Origin of the sequence: Cellulomonas sp. ATA003 (genome assembly GCF_031582905.1) — a bacterium.
In the GTDB taxonomy this organism is placed as follows: Bacteria; Actinomycetota; Actinomycetes; order Actinomycetales; family Cellulomonadaceae; genus Pengzhenrongella.
On the sequence record NZ_CP133990.1, the window covers coordinates 1,001,042 to 1,027,572 of the forward strand.

27 protein-coding genes and 1 pseudogene are annotated in these 26,531 nt (G+C 74.7%); 20 read left to right on the plus strand and 8 right to left on the minus strand.

Translation table 11 applies throughout. The features are described from left to right. Positions 1-42: 42 nt before the first annotated feature. Complete coding sequence (gene urtA, locus REH70_RS04985) at positions 43-1,323, minus strand: urea ABC transporter substrate-binding protein (RefSeq protein ID WP_310752828.1); 1,281 nt, start codon at positions 1,321-1,323, stop codon at positions 43-45. 259 nt (positions 1,324-1,582) lie between these two features. On the opposite strand from urtA, the gene REH70_RS04990 reads away from it, so the two are divergent. From REH70_RS04990 to REH70_RS05040, 11 genes are all read left to right on the plus strand, one after another. Then, positions 1,583-1,885: an urease subunit gamma gene (locus REH70_RS04990; RefSeq protein WP_310752831.1), complete on the plus strand. Its 303-nt coding sequence runs from the start codon at positions 1,583-1,585 to the stop codon at positions 1,883-1,885. An 11-nt stretch (positions 1,886-1,896) separates the two neighbouring features. Further along, the gene (ureB, locus tag REH70_RS04995; protein WP_310752833.1) at positions 1,897-2,292 is read left to right on the plus strand and encodes an urease subunit beta; all 396 of its coding nucleotides are present in this window, start codon (positions 1,897-1,899) and stop codon (positions 2,290-2,292) included. Continuing rightward, a complete protein-coding gene (locus REH70_RS05000) occupies positions 2,285-3,988 on the plus strand; it encodes an urease subunit alpha (RefSeq protein WP_310752835.1) in 1,704 nt (567 codons plus the stop codon). Before ureB ends, REH70_RS05000 begins: the two co-directional genes overlap by 8 nt. 8 nt (positions 3,989-3,996) lie before the next feature. Then, positions 3,997-4,494 carry an urease accessory UreF family protein gene (locus REH70_RS05005; protein WP_310752838.1) on the plus strand — a complete coding sequence of 166 codons (498 nt, stop codon included), beginning with the start codon at positions 3,997-3,999 and terminating at the stop codon, positions 4,492-4,494. Next, entirely contained in the window at positions 4,491-4,712 is a 222-nt protein-coding gene (locus REH70_RS05010) for a hypothetical protein (protein ID WP_310752840.1), read from the plus strand. Before REH70_RS05005 ends, REH70_RS05010 begins: the two co-directional genes overlap by 4 nt. An 84-nt stretch (positions 4,713-4,796) precedes the next feature. Beyond that, positions 4,797-5,606, plus strand: coding sequence for an urease accessory protein UreG (gene ureG, locus REH70_RS05015; protein ID WP_310754142.1), 810 nt, complete (start codon positions 4,797-4,799; stop codon positions 5,604-5,606). A gap of 21 nt (positions 5,607-5,627) precedes the next feature. Continuing rightward, on the plus strand, positions 5,628-6,407 hold the full coding sequence (locus REH70_RS05020; protein WP_310752842.1) for an urease accessory protein UreD: 780 nt from the start codon (positions 5,628-5,630) through the stop codon (positions 6,405-6,407). Positions 6,408-6,490: 83 nt separating this feature from the next. Then, positions 6,491-7,258 (plus strand): energy-coupling factor ABC transporter permease, encoded by a 768-nt coding sequence (locus REH70_RS05025; RefSeq protein ID WP_310752844.1) that lies wholly within the window; start codon positions 6,491-6,493, stop codon positions 7,256-7,258. Further along, complete coding sequence (locus REH70_RS05030) at positions 7,225-7,491, plus strand: PDGLE domain-containing protein (protein ID WP_310752846.1); 267 nt, start codon at positions 7,225-7,227, stop codon at positions 7,489-7,491. The genes REH70_RS05025 and REH70_RS05030 overlap by 34 nt, the downstream gene beginning before the upstream one ends. Before the next feature lie 93 nt (positions 7,492-7,584). Next, entirely contained in the window at positions 7,585-8,781 is a 1,197-nt protein-coding gene (locus REH70_RS05035; RefSeq protein WP_310752848.1) for a hypothetical protein, read from the plus strand. Positions 8,782-9,179: 398 nt separating this feature from the next. After that, the gene (locus REH70_RS05040; protein ID WP_310754144.1) at positions 9,180-9,752 is read left to right on the plus strand and encodes a M1 family aminopeptidase; all 573 of its coding nucleotides are present in this window, start codon (positions 9,180-9,182) and stop codon (positions 9,750-9,752) included. A 72-nt stretch (positions 9,753-9,824) separates the two neighbouring features. Here REH70_RS05040 and REH70_RS05045 read toward each other — a convergent pair whose 3' ends face one another. Further along, positions 9,825-10,502 (minus strand): class I SAM-dependent methyltransferase, encoded by a 678-nt coding sequence (locus REH70_RS05045; protein ID WP_310752850.1) that lies wholly within the window; start codon positions 10,500-10,502, stop codon positions 9,825-9,827. Positions 10,503-10,642: 140 nt separating this feature from the next. Between REH70_RS05045 and REH70_RS05050 the strand changes: the two genes are divergently transcribed. The 4 genes from REH70_RS05050 to REH70_RS05065 all read left to right on the plus strand — a co-directional run bounded on the left by REH70_RS05050 (position 10,643) and on the right by REH70_RS05065 (position 14,122). Next, positions 10,643-11,446: an NAD(P)-dependent oxidoreductase gene (locus REH70_RS05050; RefSeq protein ID WP_310752852.1), complete on the plus strand. Its 804-nt coding sequence runs from the start codon at positions 10,643-10,645 to the stop codon at positions 11,444-11,446. 158 nt (positions 11,447-11,604) lie between these two features. After that, a complete protein-coding gene (locus REH70_RS05055; protein WP_310752854.1) occupies positions 11,605-12,528 on the plus strand; it encodes a zinc-binding dehydrogenase in 924 nt (307 codons plus the stop codon). Further along, positions 12,525-13,007 carry an FGGY family carbohydrate kinase gene (locus tag REH70_RS05060; protein ID WP_310752856.1) on the plus strand — a complete coding sequence of 161 codons (483 nt, stop codon included), beginning with the start codon at positions 12,525-12,527 and terminating at the stop codon, positions 13,005-13,007. Before REH70_RS05055 ends, REH70_RS05060 begins: the two co-directional genes overlap by 4 nt. Further along, a complete protein-coding gene (locus REH70_RS05065) occupies positions 12,980-14,122 on the plus strand; it encodes an FGGY-family carbohydrate kinase (protein ID WP_310752858.1) in 1,143 nt (380 codons plus the stop codon). The genes REH70_RS05060 and REH70_RS05065 overlap by 28 nt, the downstream gene beginning before the upstream one ends. Positions 14,123-14,199: 77 nt before the next feature. On the opposite strand, the gene REH70_RS05070 is transcribed toward REH70_RS05065, so the two are convergent. The 5 genes and pseudogenes from REH70_RS05070 to REH70_RS05090 form a co-directional block, all read right to left on the minus strand. Next, entirely contained in the window at positions 14,200-14,703 is a 504-nt protein-coding gene (locus REH70_RS05070) for a ribose-5-phosphate isomerase (protein WP_310752860.1), read from the minus strand. Beyond that, positions 14,700-16,472, minus strand: coding sequence for a dihydroxyacetone kinase family protein (locus tag REH70_RS05075; RefSeq protein ID WP_310752862.1), 1,773 nt, complete (start codon positions 16,470-16,472; stop codon positions 14,700-14,702). The genes REH70_RS05070 and REH70_RS05075 overlap by 4 nt, the downstream gene beginning before the upstream one ends. Next, positions 16,469-17,358: pseudogene (locus REH70_RS05080) on the minus strand (NAD(P)-dependent oxidoreductase). The gene REH70_RS05075 and the pseudogene REH70_RS05080 overlap by 4 nt, the downstream one beginning before the upstream one ends. After that, positions 17,355-18,353 carry a sugar phosphate isomerase/epimerase gene (locus tag REH70_RS05085; protein ID WP_310752864.1) on the minus strand — a complete coding sequence of 333 codons (999 nt, stop codon included), beginning with the start codon at positions 18,351-18,353 and terminating at the stop codon, positions 17,355-17,357. Before REH70_RS05085 ends, REH70_RS05080 begins: the two are co-directional and overlap by 4 nt. Before the next feature lie 115 nt (positions 18,354-18,468). Further along, complete coding sequence (locus REH70_RS05090) at positions 18,469-19,752, minus strand: sugar ABC transporter substrate-binding protein (protein WP_310752866.1); 1,284 nt, start codon at positions 19,750-19,752, stop codon at positions 18,469-18,471. Positions 19,753-20,045: 293 nt separating this feature from the next. On the opposite strand from REH70_RS05090, the gene REH70_RS05095 reads away from it, so the two are divergent. Continuing rightward, positions 20,046-21,125, plus strand: coding sequence for a substrate-binding domain-containing protein (locus REH70_RS05095; protein ID WP_310752869.1), 1,080 nt, complete (start codon positions 20,046-20,048; stop codon positions 21,123-21,125). Between the two features lie 103 nt (positions 21,126-21,228). Here REH70_RS05095 and REH70_RS05100 read toward each other — a convergent pair whose 3' ends face one another. Next, positions 21,229-22,479: an MFS transporter gene (locus REH70_RS05100; RefSeq protein WP_310752871.1), complete on the minus strand. Its 1,251-nt coding sequence runs from the start codon at positions 22,477-22,479 to the stop codon at positions 21,229-21,231. Positions 22,480-22,767: 288 nt separating this feature from the next. On the opposite strand from REH70_RS05100, the gene REH70_RS05105 reads away from it, so the two are divergent. From REH70_RS05105 to REH70_RS05120, 4 genes are all read left to right on the plus strand, one after another. Beyond that, the gene (locus REH70_RS05105) at positions 22,768-24,087 is read left to right on the plus strand and encodes a LacI family DNA-binding transcriptional regulator (protein WP_310752873.1); all 1,320 of its coding nucleotides are present in this window, start codon (positions 22,768-22,770) and stop codon (positions 24,085-24,087) included. A gap of 10 nt (positions 24,088-24,097) precedes the next feature. Then, entirely contained in the window at positions 24,098-25,069 is a 972-nt protein-coding gene (locus tag REH70_RS05110; RefSeq protein ID WP_310752875.1) for an aldo/keto reductase, read from the plus strand. A gap of 175 nt (positions 25,070-25,244) precedes the next feature. Further along, on the plus strand, positions 25,245-25,817 hold the full coding sequence (locus REH70_RS05115) for a DoxX family protein (protein WP_310752877.1): 573 nt from the start codon (positions 25,245-25,247) through the stop codon (positions 25,815-25,817). A gap of 301 nt (positions 25,818-26,118) precedes the next feature. Beyond that, positions 26,119-26,505, plus strand: a complete 387-nt coding sequence (locus tag REH70_RS05120) for a hypothetical protein (RefSeq protein ID WP_310752879.1) — start codon at positions 26,119-26,121, stop codon at positions 26,503-26,505. The last annotated feature ends 26 nt before the right edge of the window (positions 26,506-26,531 follow it).

A 26,531-nucleotide genomic window follows, 5' to 3' on the forward strand; every position in this document is an offset into this window, starting at 1 on the left:
GCGGGGGTCAGACGGGTGGTGACCCGGGGAGCGGGCGAGGCGTCAGGACAGGCCCTCGGCCCACGCGTAGCCCTCGAGGAACGGGTCGGGCTCGATGGCGCCGTCCGACTCCCAGACGGTGTGGATGAGGCCGTCCGCGCCGATCTCGCCGATGAGCGCGGTCTTGGCGATGTGGTGGTTCTCGCCGTTGACGGTGACCGTGCCCTCGGGCGCCTCGAAAGTGATGCCGTCGGCGGCCGCGTTGACGTCCTCGGTCGCGAAGGACTCCGCCTTCTCGACCATGCCCTTCCACAGGTAGAGGGAGGTGTAGGCCGCCTCCATGGGGTCCGAGGTGACGCGGTCCGCGCCGTACTCGGCCTGGAACGCGTCGACGAATGCGGCGTTCGTGGGGCTGTCGACCGTCTGGTAGTAGTTCCAGGCGGTCAGCTGGCCCTCGACGTTCTCCACGCCGATACCGCCGACCTCCTCCTCCGCGATGGACACCGACACCACCGGCACGGACTCGGGCGTCAGGCCGACGTTCTTGTACTCCTTGAAGAACGCGACGTTGGAGTCGCCGTTGAGGGTGTTGAACACCGCGTCCGCACCCGAGGCGTTGAGCTTGGTGACGATCGTGGAGAAGTCGGTGTGGCCGAGCGGGGCGTACTCCTCGCCCACGATCTCGATGCCGTTCGCCTCGGCGTAGGCCTTGATGATCTTGTTGGCCGTCTGCGGGAACACGTAGTCGGACCCGACGAGGAAGACCTTCGTGCGGCCCTGCTCCTTGAGGTAGTCCATGCCCGGGACGATCTGCTGGTTCGTCGTCGCGCCGGTGTAGTAGATGTTCGGCGACGACTCCAGGCCCTCGTACTGCACCGGGTAGAACAGCAGCGAGTCGTTGCCCTCGAACACCGGCAGCATCGCCTTGCGGCTCGACGACGTCCACCCGCCGAACACGGCGGCGACGCAGTCGCTGGAGATGAGCTTCTCGGCCTTCTCGGCGAAGACGGTGGGCTCCGAGGCGCCGTCCTCGGCGACGACCTCGAGCTGCTTGCCGAGCACGCCGCCGGCCGCGTTGATCTCCGCGGCCGCGAGGTCCAGGGAGTCGCGCACGGTCTGCTCGGAGATCGCCATCGTGCCGGACAGCGAGTTGAGGAAGCCGATCTTCACGGTGTCGCCGGACGTGTCGACGCACGAGGAGCCGGCGCCGGCGGTGGAGCCGCCGCCGGCGGTCGCGGAGGTGCCGGCCGTGTCGACACGGGCACCGCCGCAGCCGGCGAGCCCGAGGGCGACGGTGATCGCGGCGGCGGGGAGGGCGAAGGAGCGCAGGCGGGACGGGGTCAACGGAGTGCCTCTCGGTGGGGGCTGCGGGCGCCGGGTCGCAGGGTCGTCCGCGGCCCGGGAGGGGGCCGGCGGGACCCGCCGGTGCATGGCCCGAACGCTAGAGAGGCGGTGTTTCGCGGGACGGTCGCGGTCGATGAACGCGGCGTTACGCCGCTCGGCGGCCGTCCCGTTCGCCGGCCACGGGCGTCGTCGGCGACGGATACCCGGGGCACACACGGCGGAAACATGACCGACACGGGCCGTGGCTAGCGTCCCGCGCATGCACCTGACGTCGGGGGACACCGAGAAGCTGCTGCTCGCGGTCGCGGGCATGGTCGCGCGGGACCGGCACGGGCGCGGCGTCCGGCTGAACTACCCGGAGACCGTCGCCCTGCTCACCACCTGGGTGATCGAGCGTGCCCGCGAGGGCCGCCTCGTCGAGGACCTCATGGTGGAGGGGCGCACGGTCCTCACCCGCGACGACGTCATGGACGGCGTCGCGGAGATGCTCGCCGACGTGCAGGTCGAGGCCACGTTCCCCGACGGCCGCAAGCTCGTCACCATCCACCAGCCGATCGTCTGAAGGGCGCCGACATGGCCAGCATCTCCAGCAGCGGACCCGGCGCGGTCCGGGTCGCACCGGGCACGGTGGAGCTCAACGCGGACCGTGCCCCGCACGAGCGCCGCACCGTCGTCGTGGTCAACACCGGCGACCGGCCCGTGCAGATCGGCTCCCACCTGCACCTCGCGGACGCCAACGCGGCACTCGCGATGGACCGGGACGCCGTCCGGGGGTTCCGGCTCGACGTGCCGTCCGGGACGTCGCACCGCTTCGAGCCCGGCGCCTCGCGTGAGGTCGCGATCGTCGCGCTGCGCGGCGCGCGCCGGGTGCCCGGCATCCAGCGGGACCGGTCCGACGGCGGCGAGCTGGGCCCGGTCGACGGAGCCGCCGGCGCGACCGGGACCGACGGCGGTGCGGCGCGTGGTTGAGATCTCGCGGTCCCGGTACGCGGCCCTGTACGGGCCGACCACCGGTGACCAGGTGCGCCTGGCGGACACCGACCTGTGGATCGAGGTCGAGGAGGACCGCACGATCGGCGGGGAGGAGGCCGTCTTCGGTGGCGGCAAGTCGATCCGCGAGTCCATGGCCCAGGGCACCACCACCCGCGCGGAGGGTGCCCCGGACACCGTCATCACGAACGCGCTCGTCCTGGACTGGTGGGGTGTGGTCAAGGCCGACGTCGGCATCCGGGACGGCCGCATCGTCGCGCTCGGGCGCGCCGGCAACCCCGACATCGCCGACGGCGTCCACCCCGACTTGAGGATCGGCCCGAGCACCGACGTCATCAGCGGCGAGGGCAAGATCCTCACCGCGGGCGGCGTCGACTCCCACGTCCACCTCATCTCGCCCTCGCAGATCGTCGAGGCGCTCGCCACCGGCCTGACCACCGTCGTCGGCGGCGGGACCGGGCCGAGCGAGGGCAGCAAGGCGACCACCGTGACGCCGGGTGCCTGGCACCTGGGCGCGATCCACCGCAGCCTGGACCGGCTGCCGGTCAACGTGCTGCTGTTCGGCAAGGGGAACACCGTCAGCGCCGAGGCCCTGCGCGAGCAGGCGATGGCCGGCGCCGGCGCGTACAAGATCCACGAGGACTGGGGCGCGACCCCGGCGGCGATCGACGCCGCGCTGCGTGCCGCCGACGCCTGGGGCCTGCAGGTCGCGCTGCACTCGGACTCGCTCAACGAGGCCGGCTACGTGCAGTCGACCCTGGCCGCGATCGGCGGCCGGTCCATCCACGCGTTCCACACCGAGGGCGCCGGCGGGGGCCACGCGCCGGACATCCTCACGGTCGCGAGCCACCCCCACGTCATCCCCGGCTCGACGAACCCCACGCTGCCGCACACGGTCAACACGGTTGCCGAGCACCTCGACATGCTCATGGTCTGCCACCACCTCAACCCGAGCGTGCCGGAGGACCTCGCGTTCGCCGAGTCCCGCATCCGCGGCACGACGATCGCGGCGGAGGACGTCCTGCACGACATGGGGGCGCTGTCCATCACGTCGTCGGACGCCCAGGCCATGGGGCGGATCGGCGAGGTCATCACCCGCACCTGGCAGGTCGCGCACGTCATGAAGCACCGCCGCGGCGACCTCGGCGGGGGGATGCCGGCGGACAACCTGCGGGCCCGCCGGTACGTCGCGAAGTACACGATCAACCCCGCGGTCGCGCACGGCATGGACGCGCACGTCGGCTCCGTCGAGCCGGGCAAGCTCGCCGACCTCGTGCTGTGGGAGCCCAAGCTGTTCGGCGTCCGGCCGAGCGTGGTGCTCAAGGGCGGCGCCCTCGTGTGGGGTGCGCTCGGCGACCCGAACGCGTCCATCCCGTCCCCGCAGCCCGTGCTCATGCGTCCCGCGCTCGCGGACGCGATCGCGCCCGAGCTGTCGCTCACCTTCGTCTCGCCCGCCGCCCTGGCCGACGGCGTCGCGGAGCGCCTGGGCCTGGCCCGCAGACTGGTGCCGCTCACCCCGACCCGGGACGTCGGCAAGGCGCAGATGGTGCTCAACGACGCCTTGCCGCGCATCGACATCGACCCCGAGACGTTCCGGATCGAGATCGACGGCGACGTCGTCGAGCCGGCCCCCGCCGACCGGCTGCCGATGGCGCAGCTGTACCAGATGTTCTGACGCGGCCCATGACCGACCTGCTCATGCCCTCGACCCCGGCGGTCAGCCAGGACGTGCTGCTCGCGCTCCTCGCGGACGCCCGGCTGCCGACCGGTGCGCACACCCAGTCCTCGGGCCTCGAGCCGGCCCTGCGCGCCGGCCTCCCACCCGGGCAGGTGCCGGCGTACATCGCGGCGCGGCTGCGCACCGTCGTCCGGGTCGAGGCCGCGACCGCTGTCGTCGCCCGCCACGTGGCGCTGGGCGCGGCGGACGACCCCGCGGCGGCCACCGCCGCGCTCGCCGCCGTCGGCCGGGCGTGGGCGGCGCGCACCCCCAGCGGCGCGATGCGGCAGTCCGCGGAGCAGCTCGGGCGCGGGTACGGGCGCCTGGTCCGCCGCCTGTGGGCGGGGCACCCCGCGGTCGCGGCGCTCGACGCCGTCGTGCCCGGGGTGGGGCGGACGGCGCGCCGTCGCACGGTGGGGCGCGGGTGCGCCGCAACCCGCCGCGGGCGGTCGTGCTCGGCGTGACTGCCGCCTGCGCCGGCCTCGACGCGCTCGGCGTCGCCCGCCTCGTGGGGTACGACGACGTGCAGACCGTCGCGTCGGCCTGCCTCAAGCTCGCGCCGGTCGACCCCGTCGTGACCACCGGCTGGGTGCTCGCCGCCGCCCCCGCGGTCGACGCCCTGGCGCGCGACCTGTCCCACCTCACCGACGCGCGGGACATCCCCGCCGCCGGTGCCCCCTGACCGAGGAGCGGGCCGAGACCCACGCCGTCGCCACCGAGAGGCTGTTCAGTGCCTGACACCACCGCACCCACCCCGCCGTCCACCATGGATCTGACCAGCGAGCCCGCACCGAGCCGCGCCCCCGGGGACACCCGGTCCCTGCGGCTGGGGGTCGCCGGCCCCGTCGGCACCGGCAAGAGCTCGGTCATCGCGACCCTGTGCCGTGCGCTCTCCGCCGAGATGCAGATCGGCGTCATCACCAACGACATCTACACCGACGAGGACGCCCGCTTCCTGCGCTCGGCCGGCGTGCTCGACCCCGAGCGGATCCGCGCCGTGGAGACCGGCGCGTGCCCGCACACCGCCATCCGCGACGACGTCACCGCGAACCTCCTGGCGGTCGAGGACCTCGAGCAGGACTTCGCGCCGCTCGACGTCGTCCTGGTCGAGTCCGGCGGGGACAACCTCACCGCGACGTTCTCCCCGGCGCTGGTCGACGCGCAGATCTTCGTGCTGGACGTCGCCGGTGGCGGCGACGTCGCGCGCAAGGGCGGCCCCGGCATCGCGCGTGCCGACCTGCTGCTCGTCAACAAGACCGACCTCGCGCCGCACGTGGGCGTCGACGTCGAGCGCATGGTCGCCGACGCGTCGACGGCACGTGACGGCCGACCGGTCCTCGCGCTCTCCCGGCACGACGCCGCCTCCGTGCAGGCCCTGGGCGACTGGCTGCGCGGGCTGCTCGGCAGCCACCGTGCGGGGCTGCACGTCGCGCAGGACCCCGGTCCCATGGCGCCGCACTTCCACGCGGACGAGGACGGCGCGCACGACCACGGCCACGACCACGAGCACGGCGACCACGCGCACGACCACACCCACCCGCACGCCGGCGCGGCCGCCGTGGCGTCGGCGGTCTGACCGCGGTCGGTCGACCCGCTCGTGACCAGCACCCTGACGGCCGGCGACCGCGCGGTCGCGCCCGTCGCGCCCGTCGCGCCCGCCGGCTGGACCACGGTGGACGTCGAGCGCCGGGACGGGCGGCTGGCGGCCGACCTGCGCCGCGGTGCGCTCGCGCCGTACCCGCTGGACGACGACGGGCGGACGCTGCGGGTCGCGCTGGTCGCGACCGGTGCACTCCTGCTCGGCGGCGACCACGTGGGCATCCGGGTCCGGGTGGGAGCCGGGGTGGTGCTCGAGCTCGTCGAGACGTCCGGCACGGTGGCCTACGACGGTCGCGGCGAGAGCGCCCGGTGGGAGGTCGACGTGGAGGTCGAGGCGGGCGGAGTCCTCGTCTGGGACGCCCAGCCGTTCGTCGTCGCCACCGGCGCCGACGTGCACCGGACGACGTCGGTCCGGCTGGGGGCGGGGGCGGTCGCCTGCCTGCACGAGACCGTGGTGCTGGGCCGGACCGGGGAGCACGGTGGTCGGCTGCTCACGTCCCTGCGCGTGGACGACCCCACCGGCCCGGTGCTGCACGAGGAGCTCCGGCTCGACGGTGCGCGGCCCGAACCCGGTGTGCTCGGTGACCACCGTGTGCTGGACTCGGTCGTGCTGGTGGGCCGTCGCCCCGCCGCTGCGCCCGAGCCGGGCGACGCGGTGACGGTCCTCCAGCTCGAGGAGCCGGGCGCCGTCGCCCGACGTGCGGGGACGGAGGTGCACCGCGTCGTGCTCACCGACGTCGCCGCGGCGTGGTCGCGGGACGGGTGCCGCGAGACCTGACGACCGACCGACCCGCGAGACGCACGGGAAGGACCCGACAGACCGACGCCCGAACCGGACCGCCCGATCGACTGGAGAACGACATGCACCTCCCCGACCACTTCCTCGACACGCAGACGACCGTCGCGACCACCGCGGTGGCGGTAGCGGCGGTCGCGCTGGCGGTGCAGCGCAGCCGCGGTGAGCTCAGCCACCTCGCCTCCGCTGCCGCTGACGCCGTCGACGCCCGCGCCGCCGTGCGGAGCCGGGTGCTCCTCGCCGCGGCCACGACGGGGCTCGTCTTCGCCGTGCAGATGCTCAACTACCCCGTCGCGGCAGGCACCAGCGGGCACCTCATGGGCGGTGCGCTCGCGGCGGCGCTCCTCGGGCCGGCCCTGGGCGTGCTCAGCATCACCGCCGTCCTGCTCGTCCAGTCCGTCGTGTTCGCCGACGGCGGCCTGTCCGCACTCGGCCCCAACGTCCTGCTGATGGCCGTGGTGGGCACACTCGTCGGGTGGGGCGTCGCCCGCGCCGTGCAGGGCGCCCTGGCCCGTCGGGTCGGGGACGGGGCCGTGCCGTGGTCGGCGGCCGCCGGTGCGCTCGTGAGCGTCCCGGCCGCGGCGGCGCTGTTCGCCGGCCTGTTCGCCGTCGGAGGGACGGTCACGGTGCCCGTCGGGGCCCTCGTGTCGCAGATGGTCGGCGTGCACCTCGTCATCGGGCTCGGCGAGGCCGTGATCACGGGCGCCGTCGTCGCGGTGGCGCACGCGGTCGCCCCCGCCGCGGTGGCGCTGTCGGCGACGACGTCGCACCCCGTCGCCGGGGGCGCCGGGTCGCCGTCGTGCTCGCCGGCCTGGCCACGGTCGCGGCGGTAGCCGTTTCGCCGTTCGCCGCCGCCACGCCGGACGGCCTCGAGGCGACGGCGTTGGCCGTCGGGTTCGCCGGCGCGGCCCGCGACCACGCGTTCGCCGGTGCGCCGCTCGCGGACTACGGCGCCGGCGCCGGGGTGTTCGTGGGCGTGGCGGGCCTCCTCGGCGTCGCGCTGTGCGTCGCGCTCGTGGCGCTCGTCCTGCGGACCGCGCGGCCGTCGGTCGTGGTCGCGAGCTGACCGGCCGGGCCCGTTGTGCCCCGCCGTCCCCGGGGCATACGTTCGCCACCTGAGCTGACCCGGACGCAGGGGGCGACCATGTCGAGGTCACGGGTGTCTGCACTGGCGCTGGGCGGTCTGCTCGCCCTCGCCCCGACGGCTGCGGTCGCCGCCGACCCCGGCCCGGAGCTCCGGGCCCACGGACCGGGCGGGCGGAGCTTCACGCCCGGCGCGGCGGGCGTGGGCGATCCCTACTTCCCGCTGGACGGCAACGGGGGCTACGACGTCCGGCACTACGACCTCGACGTCCGCTACGACCCGGCGACCGACGTGATCGTCGGCGAGGCGACGATCACCGCGCACGCCACCCAGGACCTGTCCGCGTTCAACCTGGACCTGTCCGGCCTGGCGGTGCGGTCGGTCGTCGTCGACGGCCGGACCGCGGCCTGGTCGCGCGACGGGGACGAGCTGACCGTCACCCCGCAGCGGGGCCTGCGGGAGCGCTCGCGGTTCCGGGTGGTCGTCCGGTACGACGGCGTGCCGGCGCCGATCGTCGAGAACCTGGGCCTGTCCGGCTTCATGCCCACCGACGACGGCGCCCTCGTCGCCGGGCAGCCGCACGTGGCCGCGACGTGGTTCCCGGTGAATGACCACCCGACCGACACCGCGTCGTACACGATCGAGGTCGCGGTGCCCGAGGGGCTGGAGGCATCCTCCAACGGCATCCTGCGCAGCACGCGTACGCGTGACGGCTGGACGACGTGGCGCTGGGAGGCGAAGGACCCGATGGCGTCGTACCTCGTGACCCTCGCGATGGGGGACTTCGACCTCTCGGCGTACCGGGCGGACGGCGTGCGGTACTGGGACGCCGTCGACCCGGCGCTGGACGACGCCGGCGGGCCGCGGACGGGGAGCGGGCGGCCATGGCGGTCCCCGCCAGCTCGGCCTTCCAGCGACTCGCACGCACGATCACGGTGCCGGCCACCGGTGCCACGCTGTCCTTCTGGGTCGAGCGGGACACCGAGCCCGCGTTCGACTTCCTCCTGGTCGAGGCGCGCGTGCCCGGGACCGACGCGTGGACCACGCTGCCGGACGTCCACGGGCACACCACCCAGGACACCGGGTTCGCGTGCCCCGCCTGGCTCGCGCTCCACCCGTTCCTCGAGCACTACCAGTCGGCCACCCCGGACGGCTGCAGCCCGAGCGGCACGACCGGCCAGTGGTGGGCGGCCTCGGGCGCCGGCTCCGGCCCCGAGCAGTGGGAGGTCGACCTCGCGCCGTACGCCGGCGGGCAGGTCGAGGTGTCGCTGAGCTACGTCACCGACGAGTCGGTCGAGGCCCCTGGCGTCGTCGTCGACGACGTCGTCGTGTCGACGGGCCAGGGCAGCACCTCGTTCGAGGACGACGGCGACGCGTGGGACGGCTGGGTCGCGGCCGCGGCGCCCGACGGCAGCCCGCCGGACGCACCCCGCTGGTTCCTCGGGACCGTCGACGACGTCGCGCCGGCCGTGGGGGCGAACGTCCGCGCGGTCCTGGCCCGGCAGCCGGAGATCACCGCGTTCCTCTCCGAGCTGTTCGGCCGGTACCCGTTCCGGGCGTCCGGGGCGATCGTCGACGACGCCGAGCTCGGCTTCGCCCTGGAGACCCAGACGCGGTCGGTCTACCCGAGCAGCATCTTCGAGGACCCGACGTTCGGCGCGGTGATCGTCGTGCACGAGCTCGCGCACCAGTGGGTGGGTGACAAGCTGACGCTGGCCCGCTGGCAGGACATCTGGCTCAACGAGGGCTTCGCGTCCTACACCGAGTGGCTGTGGCTGGAGCACGAAGGGCTGCTCACCGCTCAGGAGGGCTTCGACCTGCGGGCGTCGATCCCTGCGGACAGCGGGTTCTGGGACCTGCCGATCGGCGACCCCGGTCCCGACGGGCTCTTCGACGGCGCGGTGTACGAGCGCGGGGCGATGACGCTGCACGCCCTGCGGCTGCAGGTGGGCGACGACGCCTTCTTCGCCATCCTCCGGGACTGGGCCTCGCAGCGTCCCGGCCACGTGACCACGCCCGACTTCGTCGCGCTCGCCGAGAGGGTCTCCGGGCAGGACCTCGACGCGTTCTTCGAGCTCTGGCTGCACTCCGGCGTCAAGCCGGACGGGCTGCCGGACGACCCGTGGGGTCCGCCGGCCGGCGAGGCGGCGACCCGCGTGTCGGACGGGCGGCACGCCGAGCGGTCGCCGGACATTGCGCCGGCCGGGGTGCCCGGGCCGGCGCACGAGGTCCCGCGGCGCTGAGGCGCCCTCCTCGTCGGCCGCGGGTGTCACGGTCCGCCACGGACTGGGACGTCACCCGGACGTCACCCGACGTCACCGCAGCCGGCGTGCCCGGAGGACCACGTCCTCGCGGTGGTGCGCCCCGGCACCCGCCCGGGCGCCGTGCCGCGGGCGCCGCTCGTGCACCTCGACCCGCCAGTCGTCGTCGAGCAGCGCGGCCACGTCGTCGGGGCCGACGTAGTCGGCCGGGTCGAAGCCGCCGTCGTCGGGTCGGTGCGTGTCCATCCCGGCGTGGTGCACCAGCAGCAGGGTTCCGCCGGGGGCGACGGCGTCGAGCAGCGCGCGCTCGGCGCTCGCGTCCGGCGTCCGCAGCAGGGCGGGGTACTGCGCGCTCACCAGGTCGAAGGAGCGGGACGGGAGCGAGGCCTCCACCAGGCCGGCGTGGACCCACCGCACCGGGACGCCGGCGTCCCGGGCGTGCTGCGCCGCCCGTTCGAGCGCCACGCCGGACACCTCGAGCGCGGTCACCCGCCAGCCCCGCTGCGCGAGCCAGACGGCGTCCGCGCCCTCACCGCAGCCGACGTCGAGCACGCGTCCGGGCGGCAGACCCTCCACCTCGACCTCGAGCGCGTCGTTCGGCCGGCCGCTCCACAGGGGCTGGTCGGCGTACCGCTCGTCCCACGCGGCACGCACCGCCGGGTCCCCGACGTAGCGGTCGCGGTGCTCGTCGAGGTCGTCCGTGCGGGGGCCGTCCATGCCACGACTGTCCATGCCACGACTGTCCATCCCCCGACTGTCCGACCACCGGACCCGCCGTGCAAACGTCCGGCCCGCCCGGCGCGCGCTCGCCCGCGCCCGCCGGGAGACTGGCCGCCCGGCGACCGCGCACCGAGCTCCTGTGGAGGCACCACGTGACCCCGACCGACGCCACCCCCGCCGTCGTCCTGAGCGGCGCCGCCGGACGCATCGGCACCTACCTGCGCCGCACGGACGGCGGCCTCGCCGCACGCGGCTGGGGGCTTCGGCTGCTCGACGCCGCCGAGCCGGACGACGTCGGCCCCGAGGAGACGTTCACGCTCGCCGACATCACCGAGGAGGAGTCGCGCGACGCCCTCGAGACGGCGATGGCGGGGGCGGACGCCGTCGTGCACCTCGCCGGGATCCCGAGCGAGGACAGCTGGACCCGCCTCCGCCGGGCGAACGTCGACGGCACGTTCCGGGTGCTGGAGGCCGCCCGGCGCACCGGCGTCCGGCGGGTCGTGCTCGCGAGCTCGAACCACGCGGTCGGGTACTACCCGCTCGGTGAGGTCGCGCGGGTCGACGACACCCCGCGGCCCGACTCCTTCTACGGCGTGACCAAGGTCGCGGGCGAGGCGCTGGGCAGCCTCTACGCCGACAAGTACGGCGTCGAGGTCGTCTCGCTGCGGATCGGCATGTGCGCCGACCGGCCCCGGACGACGTTCGACCTCGGCATCTGGCTGAGCCCGGCCGACGTCGTCCGGCTCGTCGACGCCGCCCTGCGCGGCCCGGTGGACGGACCCGTCGTCGCCTACGGCGTCTCCGCGAACACCCGCGGCTGGTGGGACCTCACCTCGGCGCGCGACCTCGGGTACGACCCGCAGGACGACGGCGAGGTGTTCGCCGACGACGTCGAGGCGTACGACTGGCCGGACGTCCTCGGGCACGGCATGGTGGCCACGGACCCGCTCGCCTGACCTGCCAGGATGCACGGGTGCCCGGACGTGAGCCCGGGAACGACGATTCGACGAGTGGAGTGGTCCCACATGAAGGTTGCCCGTCTGCACGGACTCGGGGACGTGCGCGTCCAGGACGAGCCGGCGCCCGTCGCGGCGCCGGGGAGAGCCTGGTGCGCGTGACCGCGGTCGGCCTGTGCGGCTCCGACCTGCACTGGTTCAGCGAGGGCGGGATCGGTGACGCGCAGCTGACGAACCCGCTCGTGCTCGGGCACGAGATGGCCGGCGTCGTCGTCGGTGGACCGCGCGACGGGCACCGGGTCGCGATCGACCCCGCGTGGCCGTGCGGGCACTGCGAGGACTGCGTGCGGGGCAACCGGAACCTGTGCCGCGCCATCCGGTTCGCCGGGCACAGCGTCGACGACGGCGGCCTGCGCGAGCTCATGGCCTGGCCCGACCACCTGCTGCACCCCGTCCCGGACTCCCTCACCGACGCCGACGCCGCGATGCTCGAGCCGCTCGGCGTCGCGCTGCACGCGCACGACCTCGCGCGCCCGCGCCTCGCCCAGCACGTCGCGGTCATCGGGTGCGGACCCATCGGGCTGTGCCTGGTCCAGCTCGCGCGGGCCGGCGGCGCCGCGCAGGTGATCGCGATCGAGCCGGTCCCGCACCGGCGCGACGCCGCGGCCGCGATGGGCGCCGACCTCGTCCTGGACCCCGCCGACCCGGACGTCGAGGCGACGATCCTCGCGGCAACCGGTGGCCGCGGCGTCGAGGTCGCGTGGGAAGCCGCCGGCACCGACGACGCCGTCGCGCTCGCGACCGTGGCCGCGGCGCCCGGCGCCCAGGTGATCCTGGCCGGCATCCCGGGCGAGGACACGACGTCGTTCCCGGCGTCGATCGCGCGCCGCAAGGGACTGACGTTCAAGGTCTCGCGCCGCATGAAGGAGATGTACCCGCGCGCGACGAGCCTCGTGGAGCGCGGCACGGTCGACGTCCGGTCCGTGGTCACCCACACCTACGGGCTCGACGACGTCGCCGAGGCGTTCCGGGTCGCGGACAGCCGGGCCGGCCTCAAGGTCGTCGTCACCCCGAACGCATGAGGACCCGTCCCGACCTCGTCGTCGCGGTCGACTGCTCGACCACCGGAGCCAAGGCGATCGTGCAGGACGCCGCGGGCGTCGTCGTCGCGCAGGCCGCGCGGCCGCTGCGCACGTCGCAGCCGCGACCGTCCTTCCACGAGCAGGACGCCGAGGACTGGTGGACGGCGACGCGGGGCGCGGTGGCCGAGGCGGTCGCCGCGCTCGATGACCCGTCCCGCGTCGGCGCCGTGTGCCTCACGCACCAGCGCGAGTCGTTCGTGTGCCTGGACGCGGGCGGTCGCCCGCTGCGGCCCGCGATCCTGTGGCTCGACGGCCGCGCGCACGCGGAGATCGCCGAGCTCGGCACCGCGCGGGTGCACGAGCTGTCCGGCAAGCCGCCGGACACCACCCCGCGGTCTACAAGCTCGCGTGGCTGGCGCGCCACGAGCCCGCGACGCTCGGGGCGGCGGCGATGGTCGGCGACGTCCACGCGTTCCTGACCCTGCGGCTCACCGGGCGCTGGGCGACCAGCGACGGCTCGGCGGACACCCTGGGGCTGTTCGACCTGCGCCGCACGGCCTGGTCGCCCGAGCTCCTGGCCCTCGCCGGACTCCGGCCCGAGCAGATGCCCGACCTCGTGCCGGTCGGCGAGCCGATCGCCGACCTCCTGCCCGACGTCGCCGCGGGGCTCGGCCTGCCCGGACCGGTCACCCTGGTCTCCGGGATCGGGGACGGGCAGGCGGCCGGGCTGGGCCTGGGCGCGACGACGCCCGGGGTCGCCTACCTCAACCTGGGCACGTCGATGGTCATGGGCGTGCAGTCCGCGGACTACCGGTGGGACCCGGCGTTCCGCACCCTGGCCGGGATGCAGCCGGGCACCTACACGCTGGAGACCGTGCTGAACGCGGCGGCGTACGTCGCGACCTGGTGCCGGGAGCAGTTCGGTGCGCGCGGCCTCGACGGCCTCACCGGACCGGCCGGGGCCGAGCTCGAGGCGGCCGCGGCCGTCCTGCCGCCCGGCGCGGAGGGTCTGCTCACCGTGCCGTACTGGAACGCCGCGCAGACGCCGTACTGGGACCCGCGGGCACGCGGGGCCACGGTCGGGTGGCACGGCCGGCACACCGCGGCGCACCTGTACCGGTCGATCCTCGAGGGCGTCGGCTTCGAGCTACGCCTGCACCTCGAGCGGCTCGAGGCGGTGACCAGCGAGCCGGTCCGGGTCATCCGGGTCGTCGGTGGGGGTGGGCGCAGCCCGCTGTGGACGCAGATCGTCGCCGACATCACCGGGCGCCCGGTCCGGGTGTGCGCCGACGCCGAGTGGAGCGCCGCGGGCGCGGGTGTGCTGGCGCGGGCGTACCTGGACCGGTCGGCGGACGCCGGGGCCTCCGGCGCTCCGGGTGGGCCGGCCGGTGCTCCGGTCGCGGTCGCCGAGCCGGCCGGCCGGGACGTGCTGCCCGACCCGCCGACGGTGCAGCGGTACGAGGCCCTTGCCGCCGTGCACCGGCGCATCTACCCCGCGCTCCGGGACCTGTTCGGGGACCTGCTCGAGGCGTCAGCCGAGCCGGCGGAGTCGGTCGGGCCGGCGGGGCCGACCGCCGCGGCCGACCAGGGCTGAACGCTCGAGGGCCCGCCGGCAGGTGCCGGCGGGCCCCTCGCGCTGGGTCTCAGCAGACGGGGTGGAGCAGCGGTGTCCTAGCAGCTGGCCACGGTCTCGGCCTCGGAGCCGGCCGACTCCGCCGCCGTCTCGTACTCGCCGATCGCGGCGACCTTGGCGGCCGATGCCGAGGCCGGGTCGAACCGGTAGCCGACCCACTCCTTGACCAGGCGCAGCGCGAGCTCGGGGCCGATGACCCGCTGACCCATGCACAGCACCTGGGCGTCGTTGGACAGCACCGCACGCTCGACGGAGTAGGGGTCGTGCGCGGTCACGGCCCGGATGCCCGGGACCTTGTTCGCGGCGATGGCGACGCCCAGGCCGGTGCCGCACACGAGCAGCGCGCGGTCCGCGTCGCCGGCGGCGATCTGGCGCGCCGCGGCGACGGCGACGTGCGGGTACGCCGTCTCCTCGTCGGCCTGCACGCCGACGTCGGCCACGACCTCGACCCGGTCGTCGCCCTGGAGGGCGGACTTGATGAGGTCCTTGAGGGTCAGGCCGGCGTCGTCACTGCCGACGACGACCCGGAGCTTGTCGGTCATGCGTCCTCCGTAGGGATGGTGGGGACGGAGCCGTCCGACGACCCCACCGCGGTCGCGATGAGGGCCAGCGAGACGGCGCCGGGGTCGGGGTGGCCGACACTCTGCTCGGCGAGCGGGCGGGCCCGCCCGAGCCGGGGACGCAGAGCGGCGGTGTCCTCCGCAGCCTGTGTAGCACGTGCGGCGGCGTCGGCCCACACGGTGCCGACGTCGCCGGACCCGGACCGGAGCGCCTCGTGGAACGGCGCCAGGGCGTCCAGCATCGTCTTGTCACCCGGCTCGGCCTTGCCGAGCGTGCGCATCGCGTCGATCGCGGCGCCCACGGCCTCGGTGACCAGCCCGGCGGCGTCGGCGTCCCAGCGCTGCCAGGTCGCGTCGTCGTCGGGCACGACGGCGCCCGCGGCCTCGAGCATCGCGCCCCACAGGACCCCGGAGGTCCCGCCGGCGCGGCTGGACCACGCCTGCCCGGCGCGGGTGAGGGCGTCGCCCGGGGCGCCGCCGGCCTCGACGACCTCGCGCGCGGCCGCCAGGGCGGCCGAGCTGCCGCGCACCATGCCGCGCCCGTGGTCGCCGTCCCCGGCGACGGAGTCGAGCCGGCCCAGGGCCGTCTCGGCGTCGGCGAGCGCGCGGACGGCGCGGTCCATGGCGGCCAGCAGCGCGGCCGCGTGCTCGCGCCCGCGCTCGCTGGCGGGGGTGATCGCGGCCGCCGGGGGCGCGGCGGCCGCGGCCGCCTCCGCGGGACCTCGTGCGGCGCCGCCCTGCCCGGCGACGTCGGCGACCCGGCCCTTGCGGTAGGCGGGCGCCGCGGCGGGTGCGGTCCACAGCTGCTCGAGCTCGTCGTCGAGCCACATCAGGGTCAGGGAGCAGCCGGCCATGTCCAGGCTGGTCACGAGCTCACCCACATCGGGCGCGACGATCGTCACGCCCGCGTCACGGAGCAGTGGCGCGACCGTCGACCACACGACGAAGAGCTCCTCGTACTTCGTGCGGCCGAGCCCGTTGAGCACGACGGCGGCCCGTGCCGGCCCCGGCTCCGGGGCCTCGGCGAGCACCCGCTCGACCAGCGTCGCGGCCAGGTCGGCCGCCGTCGGCATCGGGCTCTCGCCGATGCCGGGCTCGCCGTGGATGCCGACGCCCAGGCCCATCGAGCCGTCGGGGACGGTGAACAGCGGCTCGTCGGCGCCCGGCAGCGTGCAGCCGTCGAACGCGACGCCCAGCGTGCGGGTGCGCGCGTTCGCGTGCGCGGCGGCGCGCTCCACGCCGTCCAGGTCGTACCCGGCCTCGGCCGCGGCGGCCGCGACCTTGAAGACCGTGAGGTCGCCGGCGATCCCGCGGCGCTTGTCCTCCTGGCCGGCCGGGGCGCTGGCGATGTCGTCGGTGACGACGAGGAAGCGCGCGTCGATGCCCTCGCCCTCGAGCCGGCGCTGGGCGAGGCCGAAGTTCATGACGTCCCCGGCGTAGTTGCCGGTGAGCATGAGCACGCCCGCGTCCGACGCGGCGCTGCGGGAGACCGAGGCGGCGTCGTCGGCGGACGGTGAGGTGAAGATGTTGCCGACGACGGCGCCGTCGGCGAACCCGGGGCCGACCAGCCCGCAGAACGCGGGGTAGTGCCCGGACCCGCCGCCGACGACGACCGCCACCTTGCCCGGCGGGGTCGCGGTGGCGCGCACGACGCCGCCGGGGACGAGCGTGACGACGTCGGAGTAGGCGTCGACAAAACCGCGCAGCGCCTCGTCGGCGAACTCGGCGGGGTCGTTGGACAGCACGCTCATGGCCGTACCTCCGGGGTGAGCGTCGTGGCGATGACCGAGTCGTCCGACCCGGCCAGACCCTGCGCCTCGCCGAGGAGGTAGAGCTGCTCCGCGGCGGACGCGACGGGCGTGGCCACGTGGGCCGCGCGGGCGAGCCGCGCGACGATCCCCATGTCCTTGGAGATGACGTCGAGCCGGGAGCGCAGCTCGGGCTGCTGCCCGGTGAGCTGCTGGGCGATGCGCGGCCCGCGGTCGGCGAGCATGAACGACGCCGCCGCGCCCTTGCCGAGCACGTCGATGGTCGCGTCCAGGTCGAGCCCGAGGGCGTGCGCCAGGGCGAGCGCCTCGGCGGCCGCGGCGGTGTGGATGCCGCACAGCAGCTGGTTGACCGTCTTGAGCATCTGCCCGTCACCCACCCGGGCCCCGGCGACCGTGAGGGTCGACGCGAGGGCCTCGAGCACGGGGCGGGCCCGGTCCACGGCGTCGTCGGGGGCGCCGACCATGATGAGCAGGTCGCCCTGCCCGGCCCGGACGGGGCCGCCGCTGACCGGTGCGTCGACGAGGTGCACACCGCCGGTGGCCAGGCGGGTCTCGGCAGCGCGGGCGGCGTCGAGCCCGACGGTCGAGGTCAGGACGACGACGGCGCCGGGCCGCAGCGTCCCGGCCGCGCCGGCGTCGCCGAACAGTGCCTGCTCGAGCTGGGCGGCGTCGCGCACCCCGATGAGGACGACGTCCGCGTCGACGCACGCCCCTGCGGGGAGTCCGCCGGGGCGACGCCCGCGTCCTGCGCGAGCCGGAGCCGCTCCGTGCTGATGTCGAACGCGACGACGTCGTGCGTGCGCGCGAGGTGCGTCGCCATCGGCAGGCCCATCGCGCCCAGGCCGAGGACGGCCACGCGGGCGCTCATCGCGCACCGCCGTCCGTGGTCGCGGCGAACGGCGCGAGCGTGCCGGCGCGGCCGGCGCGGGCCACCTCACCCGTGGCGACCGCGAGGATCTTGCGCAGGTAGGTGCGGTTCTCGGCCATGACCGACAGGCCGTCACCGCCGTAGTGCTCGACGCAGAACGCCCCGGAGAACCCGACCTCGAGCGCGGCCTTGATCGCCTGGCGGTAGTTCATCGACCCGGCGTACATGGGGGCCGGGACCGCGACGACGGTGCCCGACGGGTCGGTGTCGCGGTGGTAGTTCTTCACGTGCCAGTAGTTCGACACCGGCAGGCACGCCTCCACCGCGGCGGCGAAGCCCTCGATGTCACGGTGCAGGCGGAACAGGTTGCCCAGGTCCGGGTTGAGGCCGACGGACGGGTGCGCGATGTCCTCGACGAGCCGCACGGCGGACTGGGCCGAGCCGAGCAGCGTGTCCTCGTACATCTCCAGGGAGAGCGCGACGCCGGCGTCGGCCGCGTGCTCGCCGAGCTCGCGCAGCCGGGACACCGCGAGGTCCCAGGTCTCGGTGGAGTCGTCGTCGCGGGGGCCGTCGACCGTCCAGAACCACAGCACCTCGCGCTGCGCCGCGGTGAGCGGGCGGTGCAGGCCCACGCTCACCACGGAGCAGCCGAGCTGCGCCGCCGCGTCGATGGTGCGGTGCGAGTAGGCGAGGTTCGCGTCGCCGTCCTGGGGGTGGATGACGCTGCGGCGGATCGCCGAGACGGCCTCCGGACGCAGGTTCGTGCGCGTGAGCACGTCGGCCAGCTCGGTCAGCCGGGACGGCTCGAGGTCACCGACCCGCACCCAGGAGTCCGTGACGTCGACCTCGGTGAACCCCTCGAACGCGACCTCGGCGAGGTGGTCCTGCCAGGTGTCGGCGGAGGCGTCCTGCGCGGACGGGAACGGCAGCATCGCGGCCGCGATGGGCCACCGGTCGCTGGGGAAGGCGGGGTCGATGTCGCTGATGGTGATCACTCCGGTGGTCGTGGCGTACGGGGTGGTGCTGACTGTCGCAGGTGCTGGGCGGGATCTGTGGGCGGGGCTGGATCGGGAGTGGTGCGGATGTCCGCGGCCGGACCCGTGCGGCGGCTCAGCCGCCGATCACGGCCTCGACCTCGGTGCGGAACTGGTCGGCGGCCTGCTCGGGGGTGAGGCGCTCGAACAGGACCTCCTCGTTGATGCGCTTGATGATCGAGGCGACCTCGCCCGCGCCCACCGGCATCGACGGCGGCGCGTCGACGACCTCGTCCTGGAGGTCGGCGATGAACTCGGCGGCGATCTGCTCGTTCGGCGTGAGCTGGTCGGCGATCGCCTCGCGGACCGTCGCGTTCGCCGGCAGACCGAGGTCGGAGAGGACCTTCTCGCCCACCTCGACGCTGTTGATGAAGTAGTCGATGAACGCCGCGGCGGCGTCGGGGTACTCGGTGTCGGCCGACATCGACATGTACATGCCGGGCTTGAAGTACATGCCTGTCCGGTCGAACTCCGACTCGCCGGGGACCCGCAGGATCTCCATCTGCGTCCCCGCGGTGTCGCTGAGGATGCCGAGCTGGGCGGACCAGGTGACCTCCATCGCTGCCTTGTTGGTCGCGAGGAAGGTCTGACCGGTGGGCAGCCCGAGGGCCTCCGCCGCCCCCGGCTGTGCCCCCGAGGCCTGCATGTCGAGCGAACGCTGGAACCACTCCTCGAGCAGCTCGTCCTCGTAGCCGAGCTCACCGTCCTCGTCGTAGAGGTTCTGCCCGTGCTGGCGCAGGTACACCATGAGGCCGGTCTCGTTGTACGTGTAGTCCGAGGTGCCGTAGACGCCCTCGGGGGTGCCGTCGGAGATCTGCTGCGCGATGTCGACGTACTCGTCCCAGGTCCACTCCGTGTCGTCCGGGAGTGCGACACCGGCCGCCTCGAACAGGTCCGGGTTCGCGATGACCGAGTACACGTTCGACCCGGTGGGGATGCCGTACTGGGCGTCGTCGAGCTGTCCCGCGGCCAGCAGGGTCGGGTCGAGGTCCTCGGTCGCGATGTCGAGGTCGCTGAGGTCCCGCAGCACGCCACGCTCGGCGTACTCGCGGATGTAGCGGTCCTCCTGCATGAACACGTCCGGGGTGTCCCCGCCCGCGGTCACCGTGGCGAGCTTGTCCCAGTAGCCGCCCCAGTCGGTGAAGTCGGGGACGACGTCGATGTTCGGGTTCTCGGCCTCGAACGCGTCGATGATCTTCTGGTGGCGCTGGTGCCGGACGTCGGCGCCCCACCAGGAGAAGCGGATCTCGGCGGGAGCGTCCGGGTCGGCGGCGGTCGCCGGGGCGGCGTCGCCGGCACCCGCGTCGGGCTCCTCGCCCTGCCCGCACGCGGTCAGCGCCAGGGAGCCGATCGCCAGCACCGCGGCGGATCGGACGACGGCGCGGCGGCGTGCGCGGGGGCTCGGAGGCTGGTCATGGGGGCTCCTGGGTGTCGGCGTTGACGTGTCGGCGTTGACGGGGGCGCGCGTTACCGGCGGCTGCCCCGTGGGTCTGAACGGGCCGAACCTGTTTCGGGAAGCGCTTTCGGCCGGTTCGACCCTAGGACCGGCTGCGCGGTGGGTCAACAGCCTGTCCACGCGGCACGGCCGCGTTGACACCCACCGAATCGCCGTGAAACTGTTTCGGGCTCCACCGGGGAGAAGCGAGGACACGCATGGCCGAGGCCCGATCTCGACCGACGCTCGACACCGTCGCCCGCGCCGCGGGGGTCTCGAAGGCGACGGTCTCCAAGGTCCTCAACGGACGTCGCGAGGTCGCCGCGAGCACGCGCGAGCGGGTGCTCGCCACGGTCGCGGAGCTGGAGTACGCCCCCACGACGGGCAGCCGGGTCGCGCAGCACCGGCGGTCGGTGACCGTGGTGTTCTCCGCCGTCGTCGACCCCTACTCCGCCCAGGTGCTGTCCGGGCTGCTCAGCGCGGGAGCGGACCACGGCGTCGACGTCGTCGTCACGCACGTCCCCGGTGCGCGGGAGGCGCAGGGGCGGCGCACCGACGAGCTGGGGCCGGAGTGGTTCCGGTCGCTCGCGCGTCAGGGCCACGTCGGCGTCATCGGCGTGACCACCGCTCTGACCCATGCGCAGGTCCAGGCGTGCGCGGACGCGGGACTGCAGCTCGTGGTCATCGACCCGGTGAGCGTCGGCTCGGAGTCCGCCGAGGGGATCATCACCGTCAGTGCGACGAACTGGGCCGGCGGGATGCAGGCGACCGAGCACCTGCTCGAGCTCGGGCACCGCCGGATCGGGTTCGCCGGCGGGCTGCCCGCGTCCCGTCCCGGTGGTCACCGCCTGCACGGGCACACGGCCGCCCTGACCACGTGGGGGCAGGCGGTGGATCGCACCCTGATCCGCCACGAGGGCTTCAGCTACGAGGACGGCCGCGCGATGGGCGACGCGCTGCTCGACCTGCCGCAGCCGCCGACGGCGATCGTCGCCGGGTCGGACACCGCAGCGCTCGGGGTGATGGAGGCGGCGCACAAGCGCGGGCTGCGCCTCCCGGAGGACCTGAGCATCGTCGGCTTCGACGACACCCCGCTCGCGGTGTGGACCTCACCGCAGCTCACCACCGTGCGCCAGCCCATGCGCGAGATGGGGCGCCAGGCGGTGCGCACCCTGCTGAGCATCGCCGACGGCGCCCGCCCCGAGACCCACCACTTCGAGCTCGCGACGACGCTGGTGGTGCGGACGTCGACGTGTCGCGTCGACGCGGACGACCAGGTGGCGACGACCGCTCGCTGAGCGCGCCGCGTGCCTTCGTGTGCGCGCCGCGGGTTGGGCGTCCGCGTGCTGGGCGTCCGCGTGCCGGGCGCCCGCGTGCCGTGCGCCCGCCTGCCGCGTGGGCTCAGGCCAGTCCGGCCCGCCGACGCGTCGTGCGGTTGGCGTGCACGGACCACCGGGGCACCCACCGGACGAGCGCGCCGGTCGCCGCCGCACCCAGCGCGCCGGTCGCCCAGATGCCCACGGCGATCGACCCGAGCGCCGCCCCAGCGGACACCACGAGCGGTCCCAAGGCGGAGCCGGAGTCCTGCAGCACGCGCCACACCCCGAGGAACTGCGCGCGGCCGGCGGCGGGGGAGACGTCGGAGCCCAGGGTCATGAGGATCCCCGAGCTCATGCCGTTGCCCAGCCCCATGAGCGCGGCGGCCACGCACACGCCCGCGACCGTCTCGGTGAACGGCAGCAGCACCATCGACAGGCCCATGACCAGCATCGACGGCACCCCGATCCAGAGCCGTCCGTACAGGTCCATGATCTTGCCCGCCGGGTAGAACAGCAGCATGTCGACGCCGCCCGCGAGGCCGAAGATGAGCGACGTCGTCGACGCGTCCAGGCCCAGGTGCTCACCCCACAGCGGGATGACCGTCTGCCGGGCACCGCGGACCGCGCCCACCAGCAGCACCGCGACGCCGAGCGACGTGAACACCCGTCGGTGCTCGCGCAGGACGCCGACGAGGGTCGGCCCGGCCGGGGCCGACCGGCGCGCCTCGCGACGGGCCGCCGTGCGGGATCGCAGCGTCTCGCCGGGCGGCCGGTCCCCGGGCGCGGTCTCCCGCACCCCGACGAGCACCGCGGTCGCGACGACGGCGGCCCCGACGCCGAGGAGGAACCCGTTGCGCACGTCGCCGCCGTGGATGACCAGCGCCCCGGCGAACGGTCCGAGGAACTGCCCGATCCGGTGGACGCCCGCGAGGGTCGACAGCACGCGGGCCCGCCGGAGCGGGGGCGTGATCTCGGTGAGGTAGGAGTGCCGGGCCAGGTTGAACACCGCGGCGGCCGCGCCCGTCGCGGCGACGGCGATCCCGAGCGTCAGCAGGCCCGGGGCGAGGAACGCGCCGAGGAACGCCAGGGCGGCGACCGACCCGGCCATGATCTGCGCGGTCCGGTCGCCGACCTTGGCCGCGAGCGACCCGGCGGGGAGGTCCGCGAGGATCTGGCCGACCGGCAGGAGCGCCGCGACGACGCCGGCCGTCGCGAGGTCGGACCCGAGCCCGACGGCGGTCGGGACGATGATCGGCAGCATCGCGCCGGTACCGATGTCGAACACGAGAGACGGGACGAACGCACCGAGCACCACCGTGCGCATCGGGAACATCGGCGCGTCCGCCGGTCGGCGGGGGAGGGCGGGGCGGGGCGGGGGTCCACGGGTCCCAAGCATCCCCCACGCCGCGCCCGCAGCCGTCCGGTGCCCGCCCGTCGGTCCTTGTCGGGCACGGGTGCCGGTCGTCGTCGGGCACGCGTGCCGGTCGTCGTCGGGCACCTGCCCCGCGCCGCCGCCCGAGATGTGAGGATTGGCCGCGAGCAGTGCTGCTCACCCGTCCGGCGCGTCCGCCCCCGCACCGGACCCCGTGCACGAGGGCGGACCAGGGGGAGAGGATCGGCGATGGCGACGATCACGGACGTCGCGCGTGAGGCGCAGGTGTCCGAGGCGACCGTGTCGCGCGTGCTGAGCGGGAAGGGCTCGGTGAGCCCGACCCTCGCCGCACGCGTCGTCGCAGCGGCGTCCGCTCTCGGCTACCGGCCGAGTGCCACCGCGCAGGGGCTGGTCCGTGGGCGCACCGGGACGGTCGGCGTCCTGGTCCCCGACCTCGCCAACCCGTACTTCCACACGCTGCTCGAGGGGATCCAGAGCGCGGCGGAGAAGGACGGCGTCTGGGTCGTCGTCGCGCACTCCCACGAGGACCCCGAGCTCGAGCTGGAGCGGGCGCTCGAGCTCGGACGCCGCTCCGACGGGCTCATCGTGTGCTCGCCGCGCATGTCCGAGGACAGCATGCGCGACCTCGTGCGCTACCTCCCCAACGTCGTGTGCACGCACCGGTCGCCACGCGGCTTCGCCACCCCGGTCGTCCAGAGCGACGTCCGCCGCGGGTCGGCGGATCTCCTGGCGCTGCTGCGGGACACCGGCCACCGCAGGGCCGTCTACCTCGCAGGGCCCGCGCGCGCCTGGTCGAACGCCGAGCGGCTGCGGTCGCTCGCCGACGTCGACGGTCTCGACGTCACCGTGGTCGAGTGCGGCTCGACGATGGAGGACGGCTACGCGGTGATCGAGCCGGACGTGATCGACGGCGCCACCGCGGTGGTCGCGTTCAACGACCTCGTCGCGTTCGGCGTCCTCAACCGGCTCAGCGAGCTCGGCCTCTCGGTACCCGAGGACGTCGCGGTCACCGGCTTCGACGACATCGCCTTCGCCCGGTTCTCGTCGCCGAGCCTGACGACGGTGCGCACGCCGACGCGCGAGATGGGGCGCGAGGCGTGGCACCTCATGTCGCTGCTGCTCGACGGCCGCCCGGTGGGGCGGCCCCGTGTGCTGCGGACCGAGCTCATCGTGCGGCAGTCGACGCTCGGGCGATCGACAGCCTCGGGGGCGAGGCGGTCGGGCGGACGGGCGAGGTCGGGCAGGTCGGGCAGGTCGGGAACGTCGCTCCGGTGGGTGTCGCGCCGGGGCTGGTCACCGGGTCGTCCGGGACTGTCGCCTCCGCCTGACGGGGCCGCCGGGGCGCCGTCGTCGCCGACGTCGTCCCCGAAGGGCTCGCCGACGTCGTCCCCGAGCCGCTCGCCGACGTCGTCCCCGAGCCGCTCGCCGACGTCGTCCCCGAGCCCTTCCCCGACGACGCCGCCCCGCCCGTGCCGGCGTGGTGCGCGGCGCCGTCCAGGATGCGGTCGCACGCTCGTGAGCGGTGGACACGCCCACCGGGCGGGGTGAGCCTGGCGGCATGGACTACACCCACCTCGGCCGCTCCGGCCTGTCCGTGTCCCGCCTGTGCCTGGGGACGATGAACTTCGGCCCCCAGACGCCGGAGGACGACTCCCACGCGATCATGGATGCCGCGCACGAGCACGGCATCAACTTCTTCGACACCGCCAACCGCTACGGCGGTGAGCTCGGCGCCGGTGCGACCGAGTCGATCCTCGGGCGCTGGTTCGCCACCGGCGGCGGGCGGCGCGAGCGGACGGTCCTCGCGACGAAGCTCTACGGGGCGATGTCGGACTGGCCCAACGACGGCAAGCTGTCGGCGCTGAACATCCGCCGCGCGCTCGACGCGAGCCTGCAGCGCCTGCAGACCGACTACGTCGACCTCTACCAGTTCCACCACGTCGACCGGGAGACGCCCTGGGACGAGATCTGGCAGGCCATGGAGGTCGCCGTCGCGCAGGGCAAGGTGCTGTACGCGGGGAGCAGCAACTTCGCCGGGTGGCACATCGCCACCGCGCAGGAGCACGCCCGCAAGCGCAACTACACCGGTCTGGTGAGCGAGCAGTCCATCTACAACCTGCTCACGCGGGACATCGAGCTCGAGGTCATCCCCGCCGCGCAGGGCAACGGGATCGGCATCATCCCGTGGTCGCCGCTGCAGGGCGGGCTGCTGGGCGGCGTCGTCCGCAAGGAGCGCGAGGGCAAGCGTCGGCTCGAGGGCCGCGCGAAGGAGTCGCTCGAGTCGCACCGCGACGCGATCGAGGCGTACGAGGACTTCGCCGCCGAGCTCGGGCACGAGCCGGGCGACGTCGCCCTGGCCTGGCTGCTGCACCAGCCGGCCGTCACGGCGCCGATCATCGGTCCGCGCACGCGCGAGCAGCTCGACGCCGGCGTCCGCGCGCTGGACGTGACGCTCGACGACGCCGCCCTGACGCGGCTCGACGAGATCTTCCCGGGCCGCAGGACGGCGCCGGAGGACTACGCCTGGTAGTCCGCGCGCCGGTCGTCGCGAGCAGGTGCCCCGGGGCGGGGAGGACCTTCGTCCCGGGGACCTTCGGCTCAGGTGTCGCCCCGGTGCGGGCGGGAGAGTGGTCTCAGAGCCCGGAGGCCGGGTTCGGCGGGATGACAACGCGAAGCGCATCCCGGCACACCTGGGAGGTTGGATCATGTCGAACACCGTCAAGCCCGCGCCCACCGCCGGCACCCCGACCGCCGCCGCTGCTGTCGGCGCCACGGTCTACCAGGAGCAGATCGTCACCCGTGCCAGCGCACGCAAGGTGCTCGCGGTCGCTCGCATCACGATCGGCTTCACGTTCTTCTGGGCTTTCGTCGACAAGACGTTCGGGCTCGGGTTCGCCACCCCGGCCGAGCGGGCCTGGGTCAACGGCGGCACACCCGCGCAGGGCTTCATCGGCGGGATCGAGGGCCCGTTCGCCGGGTTCTTCCAGATGTTCGCCAACCCGTTCGGGGACGTCCTGTTCATGGTCGGCCTGCTCGGCATCGGGGTCGCGCTGATCGCCGGCGCGGGCCTGAAGATCGCCGCGGTCACCGGCACGCTGCTCATGGCGTTCATGTACCTGGCGGAGATCCCCTGGATCCTCGGCGGCAACAACCCGGTCGTCGACTCGCACTGGCACGAGGCGCTGCTGCTCATCATCGCCGCCGTCACGCTCTCCGGTGACACCTGGGGGGTCGGCAAGATCTGGGCTCGCATCGTCGGCAACAGCTGGCTCCGCTGAGACGCCGCGGTGGCTCGCGCACCACGACGCAGCTCCCACGACGCGGCTCCACAGCACGACGGCACCACAGCACGACGGCACCACAGCAGAACAGACGGAGGGCAGGCCCCGGGGCAGGGGTCCTGCCCTCCGTCGCGTCCGGGGTGGCTCTCGCCCGTCGCGTCCGGGGTGGCTCTCGCTGCGGCGGTGCGGTGCGGGGTCCGGGGATGCCCTGACCGGCAGCGCGGGAGTGCCCGATCGGACCGAGACTGGTCGTGCGCCGGCGCGTCCGCCGGGGCGTGGACGAGCCCGGAGGTCTGTCATGAGTGAGTTCCAGGTCGTGGTGGTCGGGCCGCGAGGCACTGCGGACAACGAGGCGCCCCACGGGGACGACCTCGGCGCGGCCGCAGGCGCCGGAGGCGCGGCGGGCGGCGCGCCGGCGCGGCCGGACCTGCGTGCTCACAGCGTCGCCGGCGACCGGGTGGTTGCCGGGATCGAGGAGCTGCAGGACGTGTGGGACACGGTGATCGGCAAGCTCACCGGACTCGCGGCGCAGTCCCGCGCGGCAGCCGAGGACTCACCGTTCGAGCTCTCGACCATCGAGTTCAACCTCGGGATCGAAGCGGGGCTGTCGATCGGCTTCGTGACGCGGGGCGAGGCCTCGGTGATGGTCGCCTTCACGCGCAAGCCCGAGCCCGGCGCGTCCTGAGCGAGCGCATCCTGCGGACGGGTTGA

Coding starts and splice junctions, on each gene's coding strand:
- ureB (WP_310752833.1), top strand. CDS start 1,897: ATGGCCAGCATCTCCAGCAGCGGACCCGGCGCGGTCCGGGTCGCACCG.
- REH70_RS05110 (WP_310752875.1), top strand. CDS start 24,098: ATGGACTACACCCACCTCGGCCGCTCCGGCCTGTCCGTGTCCCGCCTG.
- REH70_RS05120 (WP_310752879.1), top strand. CDS start 26,119: ATGAGTGAGTTCCAGGTCGTGGTGGTCGGGCCGCGAGGCACTGCGGAC.
- REH70_RS05100 (WP_310752871.1), bottom strand. CDS start 22,479: ATGTTCCCGATGCGCACGGTGGTGCTCGGTGCGTTCGTCCCGTCTCTC.
- REH70_RS04990 (WP_310752831.1), top strand. CDS start 1,583: ATGCACCTGACGTCGGGGGACACCGAGAAGCTGCTGCTCGCGGTCGCG.
- ureG (WP_310754142.1), top strand. CDS start 4,797: ATGGATCTGACCAGCGAGCCCGCACCGAGCCGCGCCCCCGGGGACACC.
- REH70_RS05075 (WP_310752862.1), bottom strand. CDS start 16,472: ATGAGCGTGCTGTCCAACGACCCCGCCGAGTTCGCCGACGAGGCGCTG.
- REH70_RS05005 (WP_310752838.1), top strand. CDS start 3,997: ATGACCGACCTGCTCATGCCCTCGACCCCGGCGGTCAGCCAGGACGTG.
- REH70_RS05115 (WP_310752877.1), top strand. CDS start 25,245: ATGTCGAACACCGTCAAGCCCGCGCCCACCGCCGGCACCCCGACCGCC.
- REH70_RS05105 (WP_310752873.1), top strand. CDS start 22,768: ATGGCGACGATCACGGACGTCGCGCGTGAGGCGCAGGTGTCCGAGGCG.
- REH70_RS05070 (WP_310752860.1), bottom strand. CDS start 14,703: ATGACCGACAAGCTCCGGGTCGTCGTCGGCAGTGACGACGCCGGCCTG.
- REH70_RS05065 (WP_310752858.1), top strand. CDS start 12,980: ATGGTCGGCGACGTCCACGCGTTCCTGACCCTGCGGCTCACCGGGCGC.
- REH70_RS05045 (WP_310752850.1), bottom strand. CDS start 10,502: ATGGACAGTCGTGGCATGGACGGCCCCCGCACGGACGACCTCGACGAG.
- REH70_RS05095 (WP_310752869.1), top strand. CDS start 20,046: ATGGCCGAGGCCCGATCTCGACCGACGCTCGACACCGTCGCCCGCGCC.
- REH70_RS05025 (WP_310752844.1), top strand. CDS start 6,491: ATGCACCTCCCCGACCACTTCCTCGACACGCAGACGACCGTCGCGACC.
- REH70_RS05060 (WP_310752856.1), top strand. CDS start 12,525: ATGAGGACCCGTCCCGACCTCGTCGTCGCGGTCGACTGCTCGACCACC.